Raw genomic sequence first — 16077 nt, forward strand, 5'->3', positions numbered from 1 at the left:
CCCGGGTGACGCACGGGTCCGCCCCAAGTCTGGCAGCGTCAACCACAATGAGGGTCATGGTTCGATCCCCCCGACGTGCCATCGCGCTGGCGGCTGTCGTCGCCGTCGCCGGCTCGGCGTGTTCGGGTTCCGAGCAGGCGACGGCACCGACCGCCACCTCGGGCACGATCGAGCCCGTCGCGACGACCGCCCCGCCGACGACCGTCAGTCCGGCGACGTCGGCGCCCGCGACGACGGCTCCGCCCGCCGCGACGACGGCTCCGTCCTCCGTCGCCACGACGGCACCGCCGCCGACCACCCTGCCGCCGACGACGACCACCGAGCCGCTTGCCGTCCAGGAGCTGGTGCTGCGCGGCGATGCGCTCGGGTCGGCGTTCTTCGGCGCGGCACCCGACGGGGTGATCGACTACGTCACCTCGATCCTCGGCGGCAACACCGGTGACACCGGCTGGGTCGATCCGTTCACGTTCGCGGCCTGCGACGGGACCATCGCTCGGCGCGTCGACTGGGGTGTGCTGTCGCTGCTGTTCGGCGACCAGTCGAGCTTCGCCAACGGGCGCCGCCACTTCATCGGCTACGAGTACGGTCGCGTCGGCCAGATCGGCGACGAGCCCGAGGGTCTCCGCACACCGGGCGGGGTCACGCTCGGCTCGCGAGTCGTCGACCTGCTCGCCGAGTTCCCCGACGCCGGGGTGAACGATGGCGAGGACGACCTCAACATCCCACCGAACTTCTACGTCAGCGACGTGTTCTACGGCTTGATCACGGGCACGTCCCAGGACGATGTCGTGACCGTGGTCTTCGGTGGCAACGGCTGCGGCGAGTGAGCACGCTCCACGACCTCCACGACATCAACGCCTGGGTGCTGATCGCGGCCAACGCAGCCGTGGGAGCGTGGTGCCTGCTCGCCCATCGCTTCGCCGTGCTCGGCGGGCGTCCGGTCTGGGGCGGCGTCATCGTGGCGCAGCTGACGGCGGTCTCGCAGGCGGTCATCGGCGCGCTGCTCGCCAACCGCGACGACACCGTGCTCGACGACATGCACGCGCTCTACGGCTTCTCGGCCATCATCGCGATCGGGATCCTCTACAGCTACCGGAACAGCCCGTTCATGAAGGGCAAGGAGTTGCTGCTCTACGGGGCGGGCAGCCTGTTCATCATGGGATTGGGCCTCCGCAACCTCTATCTGGGCTGACAGGGGACGTTCGGCCCTTCGCCGCACCGTGCCGCCGGGCGGAGACTGGAGCCGAGAGAGGAGGACCGATGTTGTCGCGCGCCGCACCGCGGAACGGCTCGTCCGACCGCACGACCGTGTGGGTGCACGCCGGGCTGATCTCGGAGGACCAGGCGGCGGCGATCCGCCAGTTCGAGGAGGGGCTCGCACCCGAACGCCGTCCGGCGCACCTCGGCCTCGCCGCCGAGGTTGCCGCCTATCTCGGCAGCGTCGTCGCCGTCATGGGCGGCGGCGTCGTCATCGGTTCGAGATGGGACGACATCGGCACGCTCGGCCGGCTCGCCCTGGCCGCCCCGATCGCCCTGGTCGGCTTCGTCGCCGGCACCTGGCTGGCCCGGCTCGAGGAGCCCGGCGCGCATCGGCTCAGCTCGTTCCTGTGGGTGGTCGGCACGATCGGCGTGGCCTTCGGACTCGGCGTCGCCCTGGAGTCGATCGGGACCGACCCGGCCTTCGCGACCATCGCGGTCGGGGCCGTGGTCGCCCTCATCGGCCTCGATCTCTGGCGCAACCGTGACCTGCCCCTGCAGCTGCTGACGATGGTGGCCGGCCTCGGCATCGTGGTGGGCGGCGCCGTGGAGGCGACTGCCACGTCGGCATGGCAAGCGGGGATCGCCGTCTGGCTCCTGTCGCTGGCGCTCGCCGTGTTCGCCCGCGAGGGCATGATCGTCCCCCGGTGCACCGCGATGGTGGCCGGTGCGGTCTCGGCGATGCTCGGTGCCGGCATGCTCGTCGACCTCGACGAGCAGCTCGGCCCTGCGGTCGCGGCGGTCACGGCCGCTGCCGTCGTCCTGATCGCGCTCCAGGATCACGCCGTCGCAGTGCTGGTCGCCGGCGTGCTCGGCTTCCTCGTGGCGACGCAAGCGTTGCTGGCGACGACGTTCACGGGTGCCGGCGCGGCGGCGCTGGTGGCCGGCGTCGGCCTGGTCACCGTCGCGGGCGTGGTGTTCCGCGCCGCGCTCGCCGGCCCGCACCGGCCGCGCTGAGGCCCGGGTTCAGCCGAACGCGCCTGACGGAAGATCGGTGGCCGTGCCGGCGATCGCTTCGCAGATCGTCGTCGCGACCGAGTCGGGTGAGAGACCGGTCGGCATCTTCGGCGCGTCGCCCTCGATCGGGCGGGTCGCCAGGCCGGTCTCGGTGTGTGGTGGGCGGGCGTCGATCACCCGGATCTTGCGCCGGCGCGCCTCGCGGCCGAACGCCTCGTCGAACGATCGCACCGCCGCCTTCGAGGCGCCGTACGCAGCCATGCCGGGCAGGTTCTGCTCGGCGATCACGCCCGAGATGTTGACGATCGCGCCGCCCTCCCGGATCACCGGGAGCGCGGCCCGCGCCAGCATGATCGGCACGAACGTGTTGGTGAGGAACAGCTCCTCCATCGCGTCGATCGAGAGGTCGGCGACCGGGCCGAACGCCACCACGCCGACGGCGTTCACGACCACGTCGAGGCCGCCGGCATGTTCGACCGCAGCCCGCACGGCCGCCTCGCACGCCTCGGGCGACCGCAGGTCGACGGCGACCCGGTGGCCGGGCGCGTCCACCGCAGCGAGCCGTTCCGATGACCGGGCGGCGAGCGTGAGCGTCGCGCCACGGGCTGCGAGGTCCCGGGCGATCGCCGAGCCGAGACCGCCGGAGGCGCCGGCGATCAGCACCGACGAGCCCTGCATCGAGCGGTCGTCGCTCATCGCGCCGCCCCCGTCCCGTCGCCGACGCGCCGTAGCCACGACACCTCGACACCGACGCCGGGCGAGCAGAGCGCCCGCGGCGCACCATCCGGGGTGGGCAGTCCCGCCGCCTCGACGATGTCCTGGTCGATCGAGACGTCGGAGACGTAGTGCAGTGGCCAGCGCTCGTGGTGCACCGCACCGTGGAGCACGCGTCCTCGCCGGGTCGTCAGCAGTCCCCAGCGGGCGGACAGGAAGTGGTCGAGCTCGCCGACCTCGCTCGGCTCGATGTGATCTGCCACCGTGAAGGCGAGGTCGGCCGACGGGCCGCGGTCCGGCCATCGTCGCTGCATCGTGTACCGGTGGCGCCGCCCGTCGACCCGGTGGGTGGCGTGAGCCCAGCAGTAGGGGAGCGCGAACGCGGTTCGTGCGACGGCCACGATCGCCGACCGGGGCACGTCGAGCGAGAAGAACCAGACGGCGCGCCGTCCCCGTCGATCGACGACGTACGTGCGGACGTTGATCTCGATGAACGTGCCGAGCCAGGGCACCGGCGGCGTCGGTCCCACCCGGACGTCGCACATGACGAACGGGATCACGCCGACCCACGCAGCCCCGTCGAACGTGTCGACCGAGACACCCTCGGGCAGCAGTCGCTGGACGTCGGCCGGCTCGTACGGCCAGTGGAAGTACGCCAGGTCGGTCCATCGCTGGCGCAGGACGCGCCGGCCGGCCAGCGGGGGCGGGTCGGGGGTGACCGCCTCGGTCGGCGCAGGTCCGGAGATCGACATCATCGTTCGAGGTTCCCACACGTCCGCCTCCGGCGCGGGAGCGAGCTCGATCTGGCGGCAGGCTTCGTCGCTGCGGGAGACTCGCCGCAATGGCTGCGCCACTCCCGACCGTCTGGATCCTGGGCGACCAGCTCGATCGGACCCGGGGCGCGCTCGCGGACCGCCGACCGGGCGACTGCCGGGTGCTGCTGGTCGAGAGCGAGCGCAAGATCGCGTCGAAGCGGTGGCACCGCCAGCGACTCCACCTCGTGCTGTCGGCGATGGCGCACTTCGCCGACGAGCTGCGCGACGAGGGGTTCGAGGTCGATCATCGCCGCGCCCCGACGCTCGCCGACGGCGTGCGGGCGCACACGGCCGAGTTCGGCGTCGAGCGGGTGGTCGCCATGGAGCCGATGAGCTGGGACGGGCGATCGCTCCTGGGTGCCCTCGGTGTCGAGGCGATCCCGAACGACCAGTTCCTCTGCCACTACGAGGACTTCGCCGGCTGGGCGAGCGGCAGGCGGAGCCTCAAGATGGAGGACTTCTACCGGTGGCAGCGGCTGCGCCTCGACGTGCTGATCGAGCACGGCGACGGCGGGCCGGAGCCGACCGGCGGACGCTGGAACTTCGACCACGACAACCGCGAACCCCCACCCCGTGACGGCCGAGCCTGGCCGACCATCGAACGGTTCGAGCTCGACGAGATCGATCGAGCCGTGATCGAACGCCTACCGGCGGACACCTGGGGCGCTGAGCCCGACGGCACCTGGCCGGTCACGCGGCCGCAGGCGCTCCGCCGGCTGGACGAGTTCGTCGAGACCGGTCTCGCGCCGTTCGGCCCCCACGAGGACGCCATGCTGCAGGCCGAGTGGAAGCTCGCACACTCGGTGCTGTCGTCGTCGATGAACCTCGGGCTGCTGCACCCGAGCGAGGTCGTCGATGCCGCCGAGCGGGCGTATCGAGCCGGCACCGCGCCGCTCAACTCGGTCGAAGGGTTCATCCGGCAGGTCATCGGCTGGCGGGAGTACGTGTGGGGCGTCTACTGGCTCTGGATGCCCGGCTACCGGGGCCACAACGCCCTGACGGCGCTGCGTGCCGTGCCGCCGGCGTTCACCGGCGAGGCGCCCACCTCGATGGCCTGCGTCACGAGCGTGGTCGAGCACGTCCGCGAGCACGGCTACGCCCACCACATCGAGCGGCTGATGGTGCTCGGCAACCTGGCGCTGACGGCCGGCGTCGACCCGCGGGCGATGACCGACTGGATGTGGGCGAGCTTCGTCGACGGCGCCGAGTGGGTGATGCTGCCGAACGTGATCGGTATGGCGCTGTTCGCCGACGGCGGGATGATGGCGACCAAGCCGTACGCATCGGGCGGCGCCTACATCAACAAGATGAGCGACTCGTGCCGATCCTGCCCGTTCGACCCGAAGCAGCGAACCGGTGAACGAGCCTGCCCGTACACGACGCTCTACTGGGACTTCCTCGCCCGCAACGAAGACGTGCTCGCGGGGAACCACCGCATGGCGCGCCAGCTCGCCGGCATGCGTCGACTCGCTGACCTCGACGCAGTGCGCGAGCGCGCCGTCGAGGTCCTGGCGCGGCTCGACGCAGGGACCCTGTAGCCCTCTCATGCGGCCGCGACCGGCATCGCCGCCGCGACGACCGTTCTCGCCGACCAGCCGACCGTTCGGACCCAGTTCGTCCGGACGAGTCGATCGGCGGTGGCGGCGTCGAAACCCTCCGAGAGCCGGCGATGGGCAGGCACCTGGACGAACACCGTGCTCGTGTGGATGACCGCCAGCAGCGCGAGCCCGGCGGCGGCGAGGCCCACGCCGACGTCGTCGCGCATCGCGGCGGCGATCACCAGCGCCGACACGCCCTCCACCGCCATGAGCGGCCCGACCACCCACGCGGTCGACCGGGTGTGACGTGCCTCGTAGGCAGCGAACTCGGCGACGCCGACGCGGGCGAACAGCGGGTAGTGGACGATCTGGACGAACCAGATCAGTCCCGCCATGCCCGCCGTTGCAGCGAGGTGGATGGCGAGCAGCGTGGCGTCGGTGCTCGTCATCCGGGCCGTCGCGAGCGTGCCGACGGGGTCACTGCTTGACCAGCCACTCGACACCGTCAGGCGTGTCGCGGACCTCGATGCCCGCTGCGTCGAGGCCCTCGCGCAGCGAGTCGGCGACCGCGAAGGCCCGCTCGTCGCGGGCGACCCTGCGGGCATCGAGCGCGGCTTCGACGACCGGCCCGAGGACGTCGCGTTCGTCGCGTAGGCCCACCGTGGCGGCGTCGCCGAGCCGCACGATCATCGAGCGCAGCGCCGTGCGGGCGCGATCGACCTGATCGGACTGCAGGGTGTCGGCCGACCACTCGACGATCGCCGCGTCGAGCAGCAGCACCGCCTCGACCGCCGCCTTCGCGTCCCCTGCGTCGAGCGCAGCGTCGAACGCCGCCTCGTGGCGAGCGGTGGCCGCTTCGAGCGAGTCGTCGTTGCCGGAGGCGTCGGCGCGCTCGACGGTCTCGTCCACGGTGGATTCGTGGCGTGCCTGGACCACGTCCGGCGCGGATGCCGACGGACCCGACACCTCGGCACCGCCCGACCGGATGACGTCGATCGGGATCGTGGCGCCGGCATCGATGCGAACCGAGCGTCCGTCGCGCCGTAGCGTGAGCGCGCCCTTGCCGACGATCTCGGCGACGTCGCGGTCGAGATCCATGATGACGCCGGTGTGCTCGTCGAGCCCGACGACGAACGCGCCGTCCGGGAGCTGCGGTTCGAGCATCGCCAACCGCCGCTCGCCGAGGTAGCAGAAGCGGGTGTCGTGGTTGCCGCCCTCGGCGTTGTCGAAGTGGGGGATGACGGCGGCGTTGATGCCGATCGGCGCGAGCAGGTCGAGACCCGGCTCCCACCACGGCTCCATGCCGACCTTGTACACCTCGTACACCGGCACGGTGGCGACGCCGAGCGTCAGCGCGGCGGCTGAGGAGAACACGACGGCGCCACCGGTGCGGAGCTTCTCGGCCAGCACGTCGGGGAGGGCCGTGCCACGCCACTGCCGCAGGGCGAACGTGGGGCTGCCGGGGCCGGCGAAGACCCAGTCGGCGGCACGAACCCGGGCGATGCCCGACTCGACGGCGACGACGTCGCCGGTGTCGGTCCTCGCCAGCCCCGCCACTGCGACGTCGCGCCCGACCGCATCCTTGAAGTACTTGGTCGTGGTGGCGGCGAGCGTGGGTGCGTTCTCCTGGAAGCCGAAGGGCGTGTCGAGCATGACCGCCGACGCTGCATCGCCGAGCCGCTCGAACACGGTCCGGTGCGGGACCTTCATCGTCGGCGCGGTCTCGCCGGAGCCCATGATGACGAGCAGGCGTGGCGTGGTCATGAGCCACCTCCGGTGGAGCGGGTGTCGGTCGTGTCGGTCGTGTCGGATCGGCCGGTCGGTTCGAAGAAGCCGGGTTCGGTCGCTGCCCGGTGCAGCAGGTCGGCGACGAGCGCAGGATGCTGTGCGTGGACGTCGTGGTGTGCGGGGCGGAACCAATGGGCTCGGGCGCGTGGCAGCGAGTCGAGCGCGCCGTCGATGGCCTCCCGCTTCGAGTCCGTCCAGTTCGAGTCGCCGGTCTCGGCCGGCACGAGGAGGACGGGCACCGTCATCTCCGGATAGCGGCTCGACGGCCGGTGCTCCCACAGCCCGCGCAGCACGGTCAGGTGCCGATCGAAGGTGAGCCACGGCGCGATCGTGCCGTCCTCGCGTACCTCGAAGTTGGCGAGCGTGCCCCGCCGGCCTTCGTCGGGCCAATCGGCCGCCGAGCGAGCGATCCAGGCCTCCATGTCGGCGAGCGGCGTGCCGGCGAGTCGAGGTGGTGCGAGCGCCCGGGCGGCATCGTCCCAGTCGGGAAACGCCGAACGGAGGTCGATGATCCCGCCGTCGACACAAGCGACGAGGGCGACCTTGTCGGGCTGCCGGTGACCGAGCTCGAGCACGACGTTGCCGCCCCAGGACTGACCGGCCACCGCAGGACGCTCGAAGCCGAGCTCGTCGATCAGTAGGGCCAGATCGTCGGCGCAGGTCGCGACGTCGTAGCCGTCGTCGGGTTTGGAGGAGAGGCCGTGGCCGCGTTGATCGACGGTGACCACCTCGTGTCCCAGCGCGGCGAGCTGCCGTGCGGCGCCGTCCCACAGCCGGGCGTTCGAGGCGAGCCCGTGCGTGAGCACCCACGGCCGGTGGTCGTCGTTGCCCGGGGCGCGATCACCGTTCGGCGACCAGCGCAAGGTGTGCAGCTCGACCCCGGACGCCAGCGCGTGACGACGGGGCTCGGGCGAGATCGAGGCGCGCGCGTCGCCGGTCATGTGGGCGCGTTCCCGGCGGCGGTGATGCGGTCGAGGAGGGACATCAGCTCGATGGAACGCTCGACCGGGCGCGACCATTCCGCATCGCCTCGCACGGCGTCGGCAAACGCGTCGATCATGCCGAGGTAGGGGTCGCCGGGCTCGACGAGCTCGTCGTGGGCGTCGCCGGCTTCGTCCACGTGCGCGAGGGTGTCGGCGCCTCCGGTGTGGGCGTCGGTGTCGAGCCGGAGCCGACCGCGGGTGCCGACCAGCTCGAGCGTCTGGCGTTCGTCCTCGACGAACGAGCAGCGGACATGGGCCGAGCGCCCACCGGTCCACGTGAGCGTTGCGTCCGTCGTCGCGTCGACGCCGCCCGCGGTGCGTTCGACGGTCGCCACGACGGTCTCGGGTTCGGCGCCCCACAGCTCGACAGCTGCGCCGAGGCAGTAGATCCCCACGTCGAGCAGCGCGCCTCCGCCCTGGTCGGCGCGCCAGCGGTAGTTGTCCGCGGCGCTGTCGGGGATGGTGAAGGTGAACGCAGCGTCGACGTGGGTGATCTCGCCGATCGATCCGGATCGCGCCTGGTCGAGGACCGCCGACCAGCGCGGGTCGAACGGCGTCATCCATGCCTCGGCGAGCAGGACGCCGCCCCGCCGTGCGACCTCGGCCATCGAACGGGCCTCGTCGGCGTCGCGTGCCAACGGCTTCTCGCAGAGCACCGCCTTGCCGGCGGCCGCAGCGGCGCCGACCCACTCGGCGTGCATGCCGTTCGGGAGCGGCACGTAGACCGCTTCGACGTCAGGGTGCTCGATGACGGCGGCGTACGAGTCGACCGCGTGTGCCGCCCACGGATCCGGCACGGCGCCGCCCGCCGACGCGACCGCAGCGATCACCGCCCGCTCGGAGGCCTCGATGGCCGGCATCACGGCACGCGTCGCGACGAACGATCGCCCTCCGAGGACGCCGATGCCCACGGGCGCAGCCACCTGCGCTCCGCCGTCGGTCACAGCTCGATCAGCTCGCCGCCGTTCGCGCCCGACCGGTGCGCCGCCTCGAGCACCGCCACGACGTCGCGCGACTGCTCGGCCGGGACCGCCAACGGCTCGCCGAGCAGCAGGTGGTCGGCGAGGTTGCGGTGGAAGCCCCAGCCGGGGTGCGGGGCCGGCGGGATCGTCGACTCGATCAGCCCGTGATCCCCGTCGTAGCGGGCGACCCGCAGGTCGACGGGACGCTCGGCGTGGTGCGAGACGGCTGCCTGGAACCCGCGTCCGGGCGTGATCGTGTCCTGGCGGACCGGTTCGTAGTGGCCCTCGAGCGTGCCGGCCGTGCCTTCGACGTGGAACTTCGGCCGTCGGATCGCGCAGACGTCGCTCTGGCGGAAGGTGGCCTCGCGGCCGTCGGACCACTGCATCCACACGGCCAACTGGTCGACGTTGGTGGTGTCGTGCCAGACGCGTGTGTGGGCGGTGCACAGCACCTTCGCCGGCGCCGTGCCGTAGTGCTGGATGATCCAGTCGACGTGGTGCGAACCCCAGTCGTAGACGGCACCGCCGGAGATCGTGTCTTCGGAGTGCCAGGCCCTGCAGGGGTGCTCGAAGCCGCCGACGAACGTCTCGATGTTGAACACGTCGCCGAGGTCGCCGCGGCCGATGATGCGCCGGATCGCCAGCCAGTCGGTGTCCCAGCGGCGGCTCTGGTGGACCGTGATCGTCCGGTCCACCTCGGCGGCCGTGCGGACGAGCAGGTCGGCGTCGTCGGTCTTCAGGCACATCGGCTTCTCGACCACGACGTGCTTGCCGGCGCGCAGCAGCTCGAGTGCGAGCTCGGCGTGGTGGACGGGCGGGGTGGCGATGATGGCGATGTCGACGGCGTCGTCGGCGGCGAGCGCCTTGGCCGACGGGTGCAGGTGGAGCTCGGGGAAGTCCTGCGTGGCGGCGTGCAGGCGCTCGGGTGCGGAGTCGGCCGCGGCAACCAGCGCGAGGCCGTCAGTCTCGGTAGCGGCCAGCCCGTGCAGGTAGCCCATGCCGCCGAACGGCCCGTAGCCGACCACACCGACGCCGAGGTCGGTCTGCTGGTTCGCCGCGAACGAGGTGCGGACCAGGCGCCGCAGGAACGTGCCGAGCGTCGGATGCGCATGCAGCGCATCGAGGTCGGCGATGCCCGACGTCACGATCCGACCCCTGCCGACCGTACGCACGGCCATGGTCGGCTGGTGGAGGAACCGGACGCTGGTGGTCGCAGCGGCCACGGTGTTCGGGTCGACGATGTCGAGGGTTCGCAGTGCCGAGATCACCGGCACCTCACCGTCGAGGCGAACGTTCTCGGCGCGGTCGGCGAGCGTCACGAACCACTCGGCCCGCGGCAGCGTCGCCTCGACGCGCGCACCCGCCAGCCTCGCGCCGCACTCGTCCCCGGGTTCGGGGACGAGGAGCACGACGCCTCCCTCCCCGGCGATCCGCTCGAGCTCGGCGGCCCGCTCGGCACCGATCGATCCGGTGACGGCGACGACGTCGCCGAACGTTTGGCCGGGCGGCCGGCGGTCGGGTGTGGTGGAGGTCGACAAGTCGGTCTCGATTCGTGATGGCGGGGGTGACCGCCCTCGAACGTACCCCGACGCAGGCCACGCGCGCTCTCCGAGACCGAAACTCAGCGCCTGACCCCGTGCTCGCACAGCACAGGAGGTCGTTGGTAGGAATCAGAATGGTACGATTCTTACCGTGAAGGTGACGGAGAAGGGCCAAGTCACGATTCCGAAAGAGCTCCGTGACCGGTTCGGCATCGGCGCAGGCACCGAAGTCGTGTTCGAGGTCGAACACGACGAGATCGTGGTTCGCAAGGTCGCCGGGCCAGAGACTCGCGGGTCGAAGCTCGCGGCTCGGCTTCGGGGACGCGGCGACGTCGACATGACCACAGACGAGATCATGGCGCTCACGCGCAGTGCGTGATGGCGGTCGGCACCCTCGTCGACAGCAACGTGCTGCTCGACGTGATGACCGAGGATGAACGTTGGGCCGACTGGTCGGTCTCGGCGCTCGCGACCGCCGCCGAGCTCGGTCCCCTCGTCATCAACCCGGTGATCTTCAGCGAGGTCTCGATCCGGTTCAGCCGAGTCGAGCAACTCGATGAGGCGTTGCCCGCGAGCGACTTCCGACGGGCCGCGATCCCGTGGTCGGCAGCGTTCCTCGCCGGCAAGGCGTTCGCCCGGTACCGGCGGCGGCGCGGCACGATGTCGTCGACCCTGCCCGACTTCTTCATCGGAGCGCACGCAGCCGTCGATGACCTCGCCCTCCTCACGCGGGACGCCCGTCGATACCGTTCCTACTTTCCGACGGTCGAGTTGTGGGCGCCGTGACCGGCCGGGGCACTACATCACGGTCGTACGGATGAGGTGGACGCCGGGGCGGTAGGCGAGGTGGTGGTGGCTCGGGGCGTCGAGCACGACCGCGTGGCCGGCACATCCGGGTGACAACCGACCGACGTCGTTGCGCCGCAACGCCCGTGCGCCCCCGCTGGTTGCTGCTCGCACGGCCTCGTCGATCGTCATCCGGAGGTCGCGGACGGCGAGCGCGATGCAGAACGGGATCGACGTGGTGTAGCTCGAACCCGGATTGCAGTTCGACGCGATCGCGACCTGCACGCCGGCGTCGATCGCACGCCGAGCATCCGGGTACGGCTGGCGCGTCGAGAAGTCGGATGCGGGGAGGAACGTCGCCACCGTGTCGCTCTCGGCGAGTGCCTCGATGTCGTCGTCGGAGAGGTACGTGCAGTGGTCGACGGACGCGCAGCCGGCCTCGACGGCGAGCTGGACACCGGGCCCGTGGCCGAGCTGGTTCCCGTGCAGCCGCAGTCCGAGTCCCGCCGCTCTGCCAGCGTCGAGGACCCGCCGGCACTGGTCGGCATCGAACGCGCCCGTCTCGCAGAACGCGTCGATCCAGCGCGTGCGGCTCGCCGCGGCAGCCAGCATCTCGCCGCAGACGAGGTCGATGTAGTCGTCGGGCCGGCCGGCGAACTCGTGCGGCACGAGGTGGGCGCCGAGCAGCGTGGTGTCCGCCGTGAACTCGCGTGCGACGTCGAGGATCCGGAGCTCGGTGGCGACGTCGAGCCCGTATCCCGACTTGATCTCGACCGTCGTCGTGCCGTGGCGGCGCGCTTCGGCGACGCGTTCACGCGTGAGCTGCGACAGCGCTTCGGTCGAGGCGGCACGGGTGGCCGCCGTCGTGACGGCGATCCCGCCACCGTCGTACGGCTGGCCGGCCATGCGAGCGCTGAACTCGGCTCCGCGGTCGCCCGCGAACACCAGGTGGGTGTGTGAGTCGACGAAGCCGGGCAGCACGCATGCGCCGTCGGCGTCGATGCGCTCGTCGGCGATCGCGCCCGAGGGTTCGATGGCCTCGACGACGCCTTCGCTGATGACGACCGATGCGTCGCGCACGATGCCCAGCGGTCCGGCGCCCAGCTCGGGGTCGTTCGTGACGAGCGATCCGATGCGGTCGATGACGAGCGTGCTCACGGCGTGAGCTCCTCGATGGCGGCCGGCATCTCGGTGGCGACGTCGACGGTGGCGTGCCGGCGGTCGGCGACGACGTCGACCCCGTCGATCGTGACGTGGGTGACGTCGGCGGCGCCCGCAGCGAACACGACCGCGGTGAGGTCCGGTGCGAGTGTGGCGCCCGCGGTACGCGGCGTCGAGAGCGACACCGTCACGAGATCGGCGCGCTGACCGGCGTCGATGGATCCTGCGTCGTCCCAGCCGAGGGCCTGATGACCCGCGTGCATCGTCGCCGCCAGGTCGCCGGCGTCGAAGACGCCGCGTGCTCCGGTCACCAGACGTTCGTGCAGCTCGATCAGTCGCGCCTCCTCGAACGGATCGACGACGGCATGCGAGTCGCTGCCGATCGCGAGCGTCACCCCGGCACGTGCGAGGCGAGAGGCCGGTCCGACGCCGTCGCCCAGGTCGCGCTCGGTCGTCGGGCACAGGCATACGGCGGCGTCCGCGCGCCCGAGCGCGTCGACGTCGCCGTCGGTCGCATGCGTGGCGTGCACTGCGGTGAACGTCGGTGTGACGGCGCCCGCGCGATCGAACACTTCGGTGGGTGAGCTCGCGTGTGCTGCGTGGCAGGCCTCGTTCTCGGCGCGTTGCTCGGAGACATGCGCGTGCAGCGGAGCGCCGCCCGCCCATTCGCCCACCGCAGCGATCGCGGCGGGATCGACTGCGCGCACCGAATGGACGGCGGCACCGATCCGGAGATGCGGCGCCGGCGCGACCGCGGCGACCCGCTCGGCCCACCCGTCGAACGAGCCATCGCCGAACCGACGTTGTGCGCCCTCGAGCGGCCGGTACCCCCCGGCGTCGAGGCCGCCGTGCAGGTAGATCGTGTCGAGCAACGTGATGCGCACGCCGGCGTCGCGCGCTGCCTCGACCAGCGCCAGCCCCATCGCGTTCGGTTCGGCATAGGGCGAGCCGTCGGCCTGGTGGTGCACGTAGTGGAATTCGCCGACGGCGGTGAACCCTGCGAGGGTCATCTCGGCGAAGACGGCACGGGCGAGCCGGTGGTACCGGTCGGGGTCGAGCGCCTCGGCGATCGCGTACATCTGCTCACGCCACGTCCAGAACGATCCGCGCCCGGTCTGGCTGCGATGGCGCAGCGCACGGTGGAACGCGTGGCTGTGGGTGTTGGCCGCCCCCGGCAGCGTGATGCCGGCACGACGGTCGCCGCCCGTCTGCGGCTCGGTGTCCGTCGTGACGGTCGTGCACCGACCGCCGGCCACCTCGATCGTGACACCTTCGGCGACGCCGGCCGGCAACACGGCGTACTCGCACCAGATCAACCTGTCGGTCGACGTCATCGTCTCGGCTCCTCAGTCGCGTGCGTCGCGCATCGGGATCCGGACGCCGCGCGCGCCTGCCACCTCGACCGCCCGTTCGTAGCCGGCGTCGACGTGACGCATGACGCCGGTCCCGGGGTCGTTGAGGAGCACTCGCGACAGCTTCTCGGCGGCCTGATCGCTGCCGTCGGCCACGCTCACCTGCCCGGCGTGGATCGAACGGCCGATCCCGACGCCACCTCCGTGGTGGATGCTGACCCACGTCGCACCCGACGAGGTGTTGACCAGCGCGTTGAGCAGCGGCCAGTCGGCGATCGCGTCCGAGCCGTCGAGCATGTCCTCGGTCTCCCGATACGGCGACGCGACGGAACCCGAGTCGAGATGGTCCCGCCCGATCACGATCGGTGCGGAGACCTCGCCCGAGCGCACCAGCTCGTTGAAGCGCAGCCCGAGCCGGTGCCGCTCGCCGTAGCCCAGCCAGCAGATCCGCGCCGGCAGGCCCTGGAACGCGACCCGCTCGCCGGCGAGCCGGATCCAGCGGCCGAGTGCCTCGTCGTCGGGGAACTCCTCCAGCACCGCCCGATCGGTCGCGGCGATGTCGGCCGGGTCGCCCGACAGCGCAACCCAGCGGAACGGTCCCTTGCCCTCGCAGAACAGGGGCCGGATGTAGGCGGGGAGGAAGCCGGGATAGTCGAAGGCGCGCTCGAACCCGCCGAGCTTCGCTTCGGCGCGCAGGCTGTTGCCGTAGTCGAAGACCTCGGCGCCGGCGTCCATGAAGCCGACCATCGCCTCGCAGTGGGTCGCCATCGCCGAACGCGCACGGCGGACGAACTCGTCGGGCTCGTTGCGTCGCAGCTCGTCGGCCGCATCGAGGGTGAGGTCGTTCGGGACGTACGTCAGCGGATCGTGCGCGCTCGTCTGGTCGGTCACGATGTCGGCCTCGACGCCATCGGCGAGGAGGCGGGGGACGACGTCGGCGGCATTGCCGACCAGGCCGATGGACAGCGCCTCGCCGGCCGCCCGGAACTCGCCGGCTCGCCGCACGGCGGTCTCGTAGTCGGGCGCCAGCTCGTCGAGGTAGCGATGGTCGAGGCGGCGCCGCAGCATGTGCTCCTGCACGTCGACGATCAGCACGACGCCGCCGTTCATCGTGACGGCGAGCGGTTGTGCGCCGCCCATCCCGCCGCAGCCGGCGGTGACCGTGAGCGTGCCGGCCAGGCTGCCACCGAATCGCCGGCGGGCGATCTCGGCGAAGCACTCGTAGGTGCCCTGCAGGATCCCCTGCGTGCCGATGTAGATCCACGAGCCGGCGGTCATCTGGCCGTACATCGTGAGCCCGAGGTGTTCGAGGCGCCGGAACTCGTCCCAGCTCGCCCAGTCGGGCACGAGGTTCGAGTTGGCGATCAGCACACGGGGCGCCCATTCGTGGGTCTGCAGCACGCCCACCGGCTTGCCCGACTGGACCAGCATCGTCTCGTCATCGGCCAGAGTCGTGAGCGTGCGGGCCATCGCGTGGAACGCGTCCCAGGACCTCGCCGCCCGGCCGGTGCCGCCGTACACGACGAGCTCGGCGGGGTGCTCCGCCACCTCGGGATCGAGGTTGTTGTGGAGCATCCGATACGCCGCCTCCTGCTGCCATCCCCGGCAGTGCAGGGCCGTGCCCCTGGGCGCGGTCACGGTCGGGATCGTCATGGCGGCCTCCTCCACACGGCGGCTCTTGCAGTGTCTCCCGAGCCCGCCTACGTTGTCAACCAACGTCAAGAGATGTCATGGAGTGACATTCGCAGTGACCGAGTCGGGACAGCAACGATGACGGAGCGTGGCGTCGTGCCGCGGTCGGTCGGGCGCGCGCTCGACCTCCTCGAGATCGTCGTCGACGGCGGCGAGACGACGCTGTCACCGGCGGCCCAGCTCGCCGGTCTGACGCCGACGACAGCGCTCCGCCATCTCAGGGCGCTCGAGGCGCGCGGGTACGTCCGCCGCGGCGGCGACGGCGTGTTCTCGGCCGGCCCGGCCGTGCTGCGGCTCGCCCAGTCGGCGCGAGACGACGGACCGCTCGCGCGGCTGATCACCGCCGCCGGCCCGGTGCTCGGCGAGCTGACGGAGCGAACGGGGGAGTCGTCGTACCTCGCGGTGATCGACGGCGACCGGGCGGTCTACCTCGCCACCGCCGAGAGCTCGCGCTCGATCCGGCATGTCGGTTGGGTCGGCAGGACGGTGCCCCTCACCGGCACGGCCGTCGGCGCGGCCCTCGGGGGCGAG

Annotated in this window: 17 protein-coding genes; 7 read left to right on the top strand and 10 right to left on the bottom strand. The window is 71.7% G+C overall.

Features of this window, described 5'->3' with window-relative positions:
• The first annotated feature begins 56 nt into the window (after nucleotides 1-56).
• The 3 genes from QNJ12_RS08910 to QNJ12_RS08920 all read left to right on the top strand — a co-directional run bounded on the left by QNJ12_RS08910 (nucleotide 57) and on the right by QNJ12_RS08920 (nucleotide 2214).
• Nucleotides 57-827, top strand: coding sequence for a hypothetical protein (locus QNJ12_RS08910; RefSeq protein ID WP_300621808.1), 771 nt, complete (start codon nucleotides 57-59; stop codon nucleotides 825-827).
• Nucleotides 824-1192 (top strand): hypothetical protein, encoded by a 369-nt coding sequence (locus tag QNJ12_RS08915; protein WP_300621810.1) that lies wholly within the window; start codon nucleotides 824-826, stop codon nucleotides 1190-1192. The genes QNJ12_RS08910 and QNJ12_RS08915 overlap by 4 nt, the downstream gene beginning before the upstream one ends.
• Nucleotides 1193-1260: 68 nt before the next feature.
• Nucleotides 1261-2214: a DUF2157 domain-containing protein gene (locus QNJ12_RS08920; protein ID WP_300621813.1), complete on the top strand. Its 954-nt coding sequence runs from the start codon at nucleotides 1261-1263 to the stop codon at nucleotides 2212-2214.
• 9 nt (nucleotides 2215-2223) lie between these two features.
• Here the strand turns inward: QNJ12_RS08920 and QNJ12_RS08925 are convergent, their stop codons facing one another.
• The gene (locus tag QNJ12_RS08925; RefSeq protein ID WP_300621816.1) at nucleotides 2224-2910 is read right to left on the bottom strand and encodes an SDR family oxidoreductase; all 687 of its coding nucleotides are present in this window, start codon (nucleotides 2908-2910) and stop codon (nucleotides 2224-2226) included.
• Complete coding sequence (locus tag QNJ12_RS08930) at nucleotides 2907-3683, bottom strand: DUF2071 domain-containing protein (RefSeq protein ID WP_300621819.1); 777 nt, start codon at nucleotides 3681-3683, stop codon at nucleotides 2907-2909. The genes QNJ12_RS08925 and QNJ12_RS08930 overlap by 4 nt, the downstream gene beginning before the upstream one ends.
• An 86-nt stretch (nucleotides 3684-3769) precedes the next feature.
• Between QNJ12_RS08930 and QNJ12_RS08935 the strand changes: the two genes are divergently transcribed.
• Nucleotides 3770-5281, top strand: coding sequence for a cryptochrome/photolyase family protein (locus QNJ12_RS08935; RefSeq protein ID WP_300621822.1), 1512 nt, complete (start codon nucleotides 3770-3772; stop codon nucleotides 5279-5281).
• 5 nt (nucleotides 5282-5286) lie between these two features.
• Here the strand turns inward: QNJ12_RS08935 and QNJ12_RS08940 are convergent, their stop codons facing one another.
• Genes QNJ12_RS08940 through QNJ12_RS08960 form a run of 5 tightly spaced genes read right to left on the bottom strand, consistent with a single transcriptional unit; the run spans nucleotide 5287 to nucleotide 10552 of the window.
• Nucleotides 5287-5730 carry a hypothetical protein gene (locus QNJ12_RS08940; protein WP_300621824.1) on the bottom strand — a complete coding sequence of 148 codons (444 nt, stop codon included), beginning with the start codon at nucleotides 5728-5730 and terminating at the stop codon, nucleotides 5287-5289.
• Between the two features lie 28 nt (nucleotides 5731-5758).
• Nucleotides 5759-7045, bottom strand: a complete 1287-nt coding sequence (locus tag QNJ12_RS08945; RefSeq protein ID WP_300621827.1) for a hypothetical protein — start codon at nucleotides 7043-7045, stop codon at nucleotides 5759-5761.
• Complete coding sequence (locus tag QNJ12_RS08950; protein WP_300621830.1) at nucleotides 7042-8010, bottom strand: alpha/beta hydrolase; 969 nt, start codon at nucleotides 8008-8010, stop codon at nucleotides 7042-7044. Before QNJ12_RS08950 ends, QNJ12_RS08945 begins: the two co-directional genes overlap by 4 nt.
• Nucleotides 8007-8975, bottom strand: coding sequence for a Gfo/Idh/MocA family oxidoreductase (locus QNJ12_RS08955; protein WP_300621833.1), 969 nt, complete (start codon nucleotides 8973-8975; stop codon nucleotides 8007-8009). Before QNJ12_RS08955 ends, QNJ12_RS08950 begins: the two co-directional genes overlap by 4 nt.
• Nucleotides 8976-8992: 17 nt before the next feature.
• Entirely contained in the window at nucleotides 8993-10552 is a 1560-nt protein-coding gene (locus QNJ12_RS08960) for a Gfo/Idh/MocA family oxidoreductase (protein ID WP_300621836.1), read from the bottom strand.
• A 154-nt stretch (nucleotides 10553-10706) separates the two neighbouring features.
• Between QNJ12_RS08960 and QNJ12_RS08965 the strand changes: the two genes are divergently transcribed.
• Both QNJ12_RS08965 and QNJ12_RS08970 read left to right on the top strand, forming a co-directional pair.
• Complete coding sequence (locus tag QNJ12_RS08965; RefSeq protein ID WP_300621839.1) at nucleotides 10707-10934, top strand: AbrB/MazE/SpoVT family DNA-binding domain-containing protein; 228 nt, start codon at nucleotides 10707-10709, stop codon at nucleotides 10932-10934.
• Complete coding sequence (locus QNJ12_RS08970; protein ID WP_300621842.1) at nucleotides 10934-11341, top strand: type II toxin-antitoxin system VapC family toxin; 408 nt, start codon at nucleotides 10934-10936, stop codon at nucleotides 11339-11341. The genes QNJ12_RS08965 and QNJ12_RS08970 overlap by 1 nt, the downstream gene beginning before the upstream one ends.
• A gap of 12 nt (nucleotides 11342-11353) precedes the next feature.
• On the opposite strand, the gene hutI is transcribed toward QNJ12_RS08970, so the two are convergent.
• The 3 genes from hutI to hutU are packed head-to-tail and all read right to left on the bottom strand — an operon-like array spanning nucleotide 11354 to nucleotide 15507.
• Nucleotides 11354-12499, bottom strand: coding sequence for an imidazolonepropionase (gene hutI, locus QNJ12_RS08975; RefSeq protein WP_300621845.1), 1146 nt, complete (start codon nucleotides 12497-12499; stop codon nucleotides 11354-11356).
• Nucleotides 12496-13836: a formimidoylglutamate deiminase gene (locus QNJ12_RS08980; RefSeq protein WP_300621848.1), complete on the bottom strand. Its 1341-nt coding sequence runs from the start codon at nucleotides 13834-13836 to the stop codon at nucleotides 12496-12498. Before QNJ12_RS08980 ends, hutI begins: the two co-directional genes overlap by 4 nt.
• A 12-nt stretch (nucleotides 13837-13848) precedes the next feature.
• On the bottom strand, nucleotides 13849-15507 hold the full coding sequence (gene hutU, locus QNJ12_RS08985) for a urocanate hydratase (RefSeq protein ID WP_300621851.1): 1659 nt from the start codon (nucleotides 15505-15507) through the stop codon (nucleotides 13849-13851).
• A 117-nt stretch (nucleotides 15508-15624) separates the two neighbouring features.
• On the opposite strand from hutU, the gene QNJ12_RS08990 reads away from it, so the two are divergent.
• Nucleotides 15625-16077, top strand: a 453-nt coding sequence (locus tag QNJ12_RS08990) for a helix-turn-helix domain-containing protein (protein ID WP_300621853.1), incomplete at its 3' end; no start/stop codon positions are given.

Origin of the sequence: Ilumatobacter sp., from assembly GCF_030065885.1 — a bacterium.
In the GTDB taxonomy this organism is placed as follows: domain Bacteria; phylum Actinomycetota; class Acidimicrobiia; order Acidimicrobiales; family Ilumatobacteraceae; genus Ilumatobacter.

What these genes read in the sequence shown, in the direction of transcription:
- QNJ12_RS08910 (WP_300621808.1), top strand. Translation starts at nt 57, where the DNA reads ATGGTTCGATCCCCCCGACGTGCCATCGCGCTGGCGGCTGTCGTCGCC.
- QNJ12_RS08920 (WP_300621813.1), top strand. Translation starts at nt 1,261, where the DNA reads ATGTTGTCGCGCGCCGCACCGCGGAACGGCTCGTCCGACCGCACGACC.
- QNJ12_RS08925 (WP_300621816.1), bottom strand. Translation starts at nt 2,910, where the DNA reads ATGAGCGACGACCGCTCGATGCAGGGCTCGTCGGTGCTGATCGCCGGC.
- QNJ12_RS08930 (WP_300621819.1), bottom strand. Translation starts at nt 3,683, where the DNA reads ATGATGTCGATCTCCGGACCTGCGCCGACCGAGGCGGTCACCCCCGAC.
- QNJ12_RS08935 (WP_300621822.1), top strand. Translation starts at nt 3,770, where the DNA reads ATGGCTGCGCCACTCCCGACCGTCTGGATCCTGGGCGACCAGCTCGAT.
- QNJ12_RS08940 (WP_300621824.1), bottom strand. Translation starts at nt 5,730, where the DNA reads ATGACGAGCACCGACGCCACGCTGCTCGCCATCCACCTCGCTGCAACG.
- QNJ12_RS08945 (WP_300621827.1), bottom strand. Translation starts at nt 7,045, where the DNA reads ATGACCACGCCACGCCTGCTCGTCATCATGGGCTCCGGCGAGACCGCG.
- QNJ12_RS08950 (WP_300621830.1), bottom strand. Translation starts at nt 8,010, where the DNA reads ATGACCGGCGACGCGCGCGCCTCGATCTCGCCCGAGCCCCGTCGTCAC.
- QNJ12_RS08970 (WP_300621842.1), top strand. Translation starts at nt 10,934, where the DNA reads ATGGCGGTCGGCACCCTCGTCGACAGCAACGTGCTGCTCGACGTGATG.
- QNJ12_RS08980 (WP_300621848.1), bottom strand. Translation starts at nt 13,836, where the DNA reads ATGACGTCGACCGACAGGTTGATCTGGTGCGAGTACGCCGTGTTGCCG.
- hutU (WP_300621851.1), bottom strand. Translation starts at nt 15,507, where the DNA reads ATGACGATCCCGACCGTGACCGCGCCCAGGGGCACGGCCCTGCACTGC.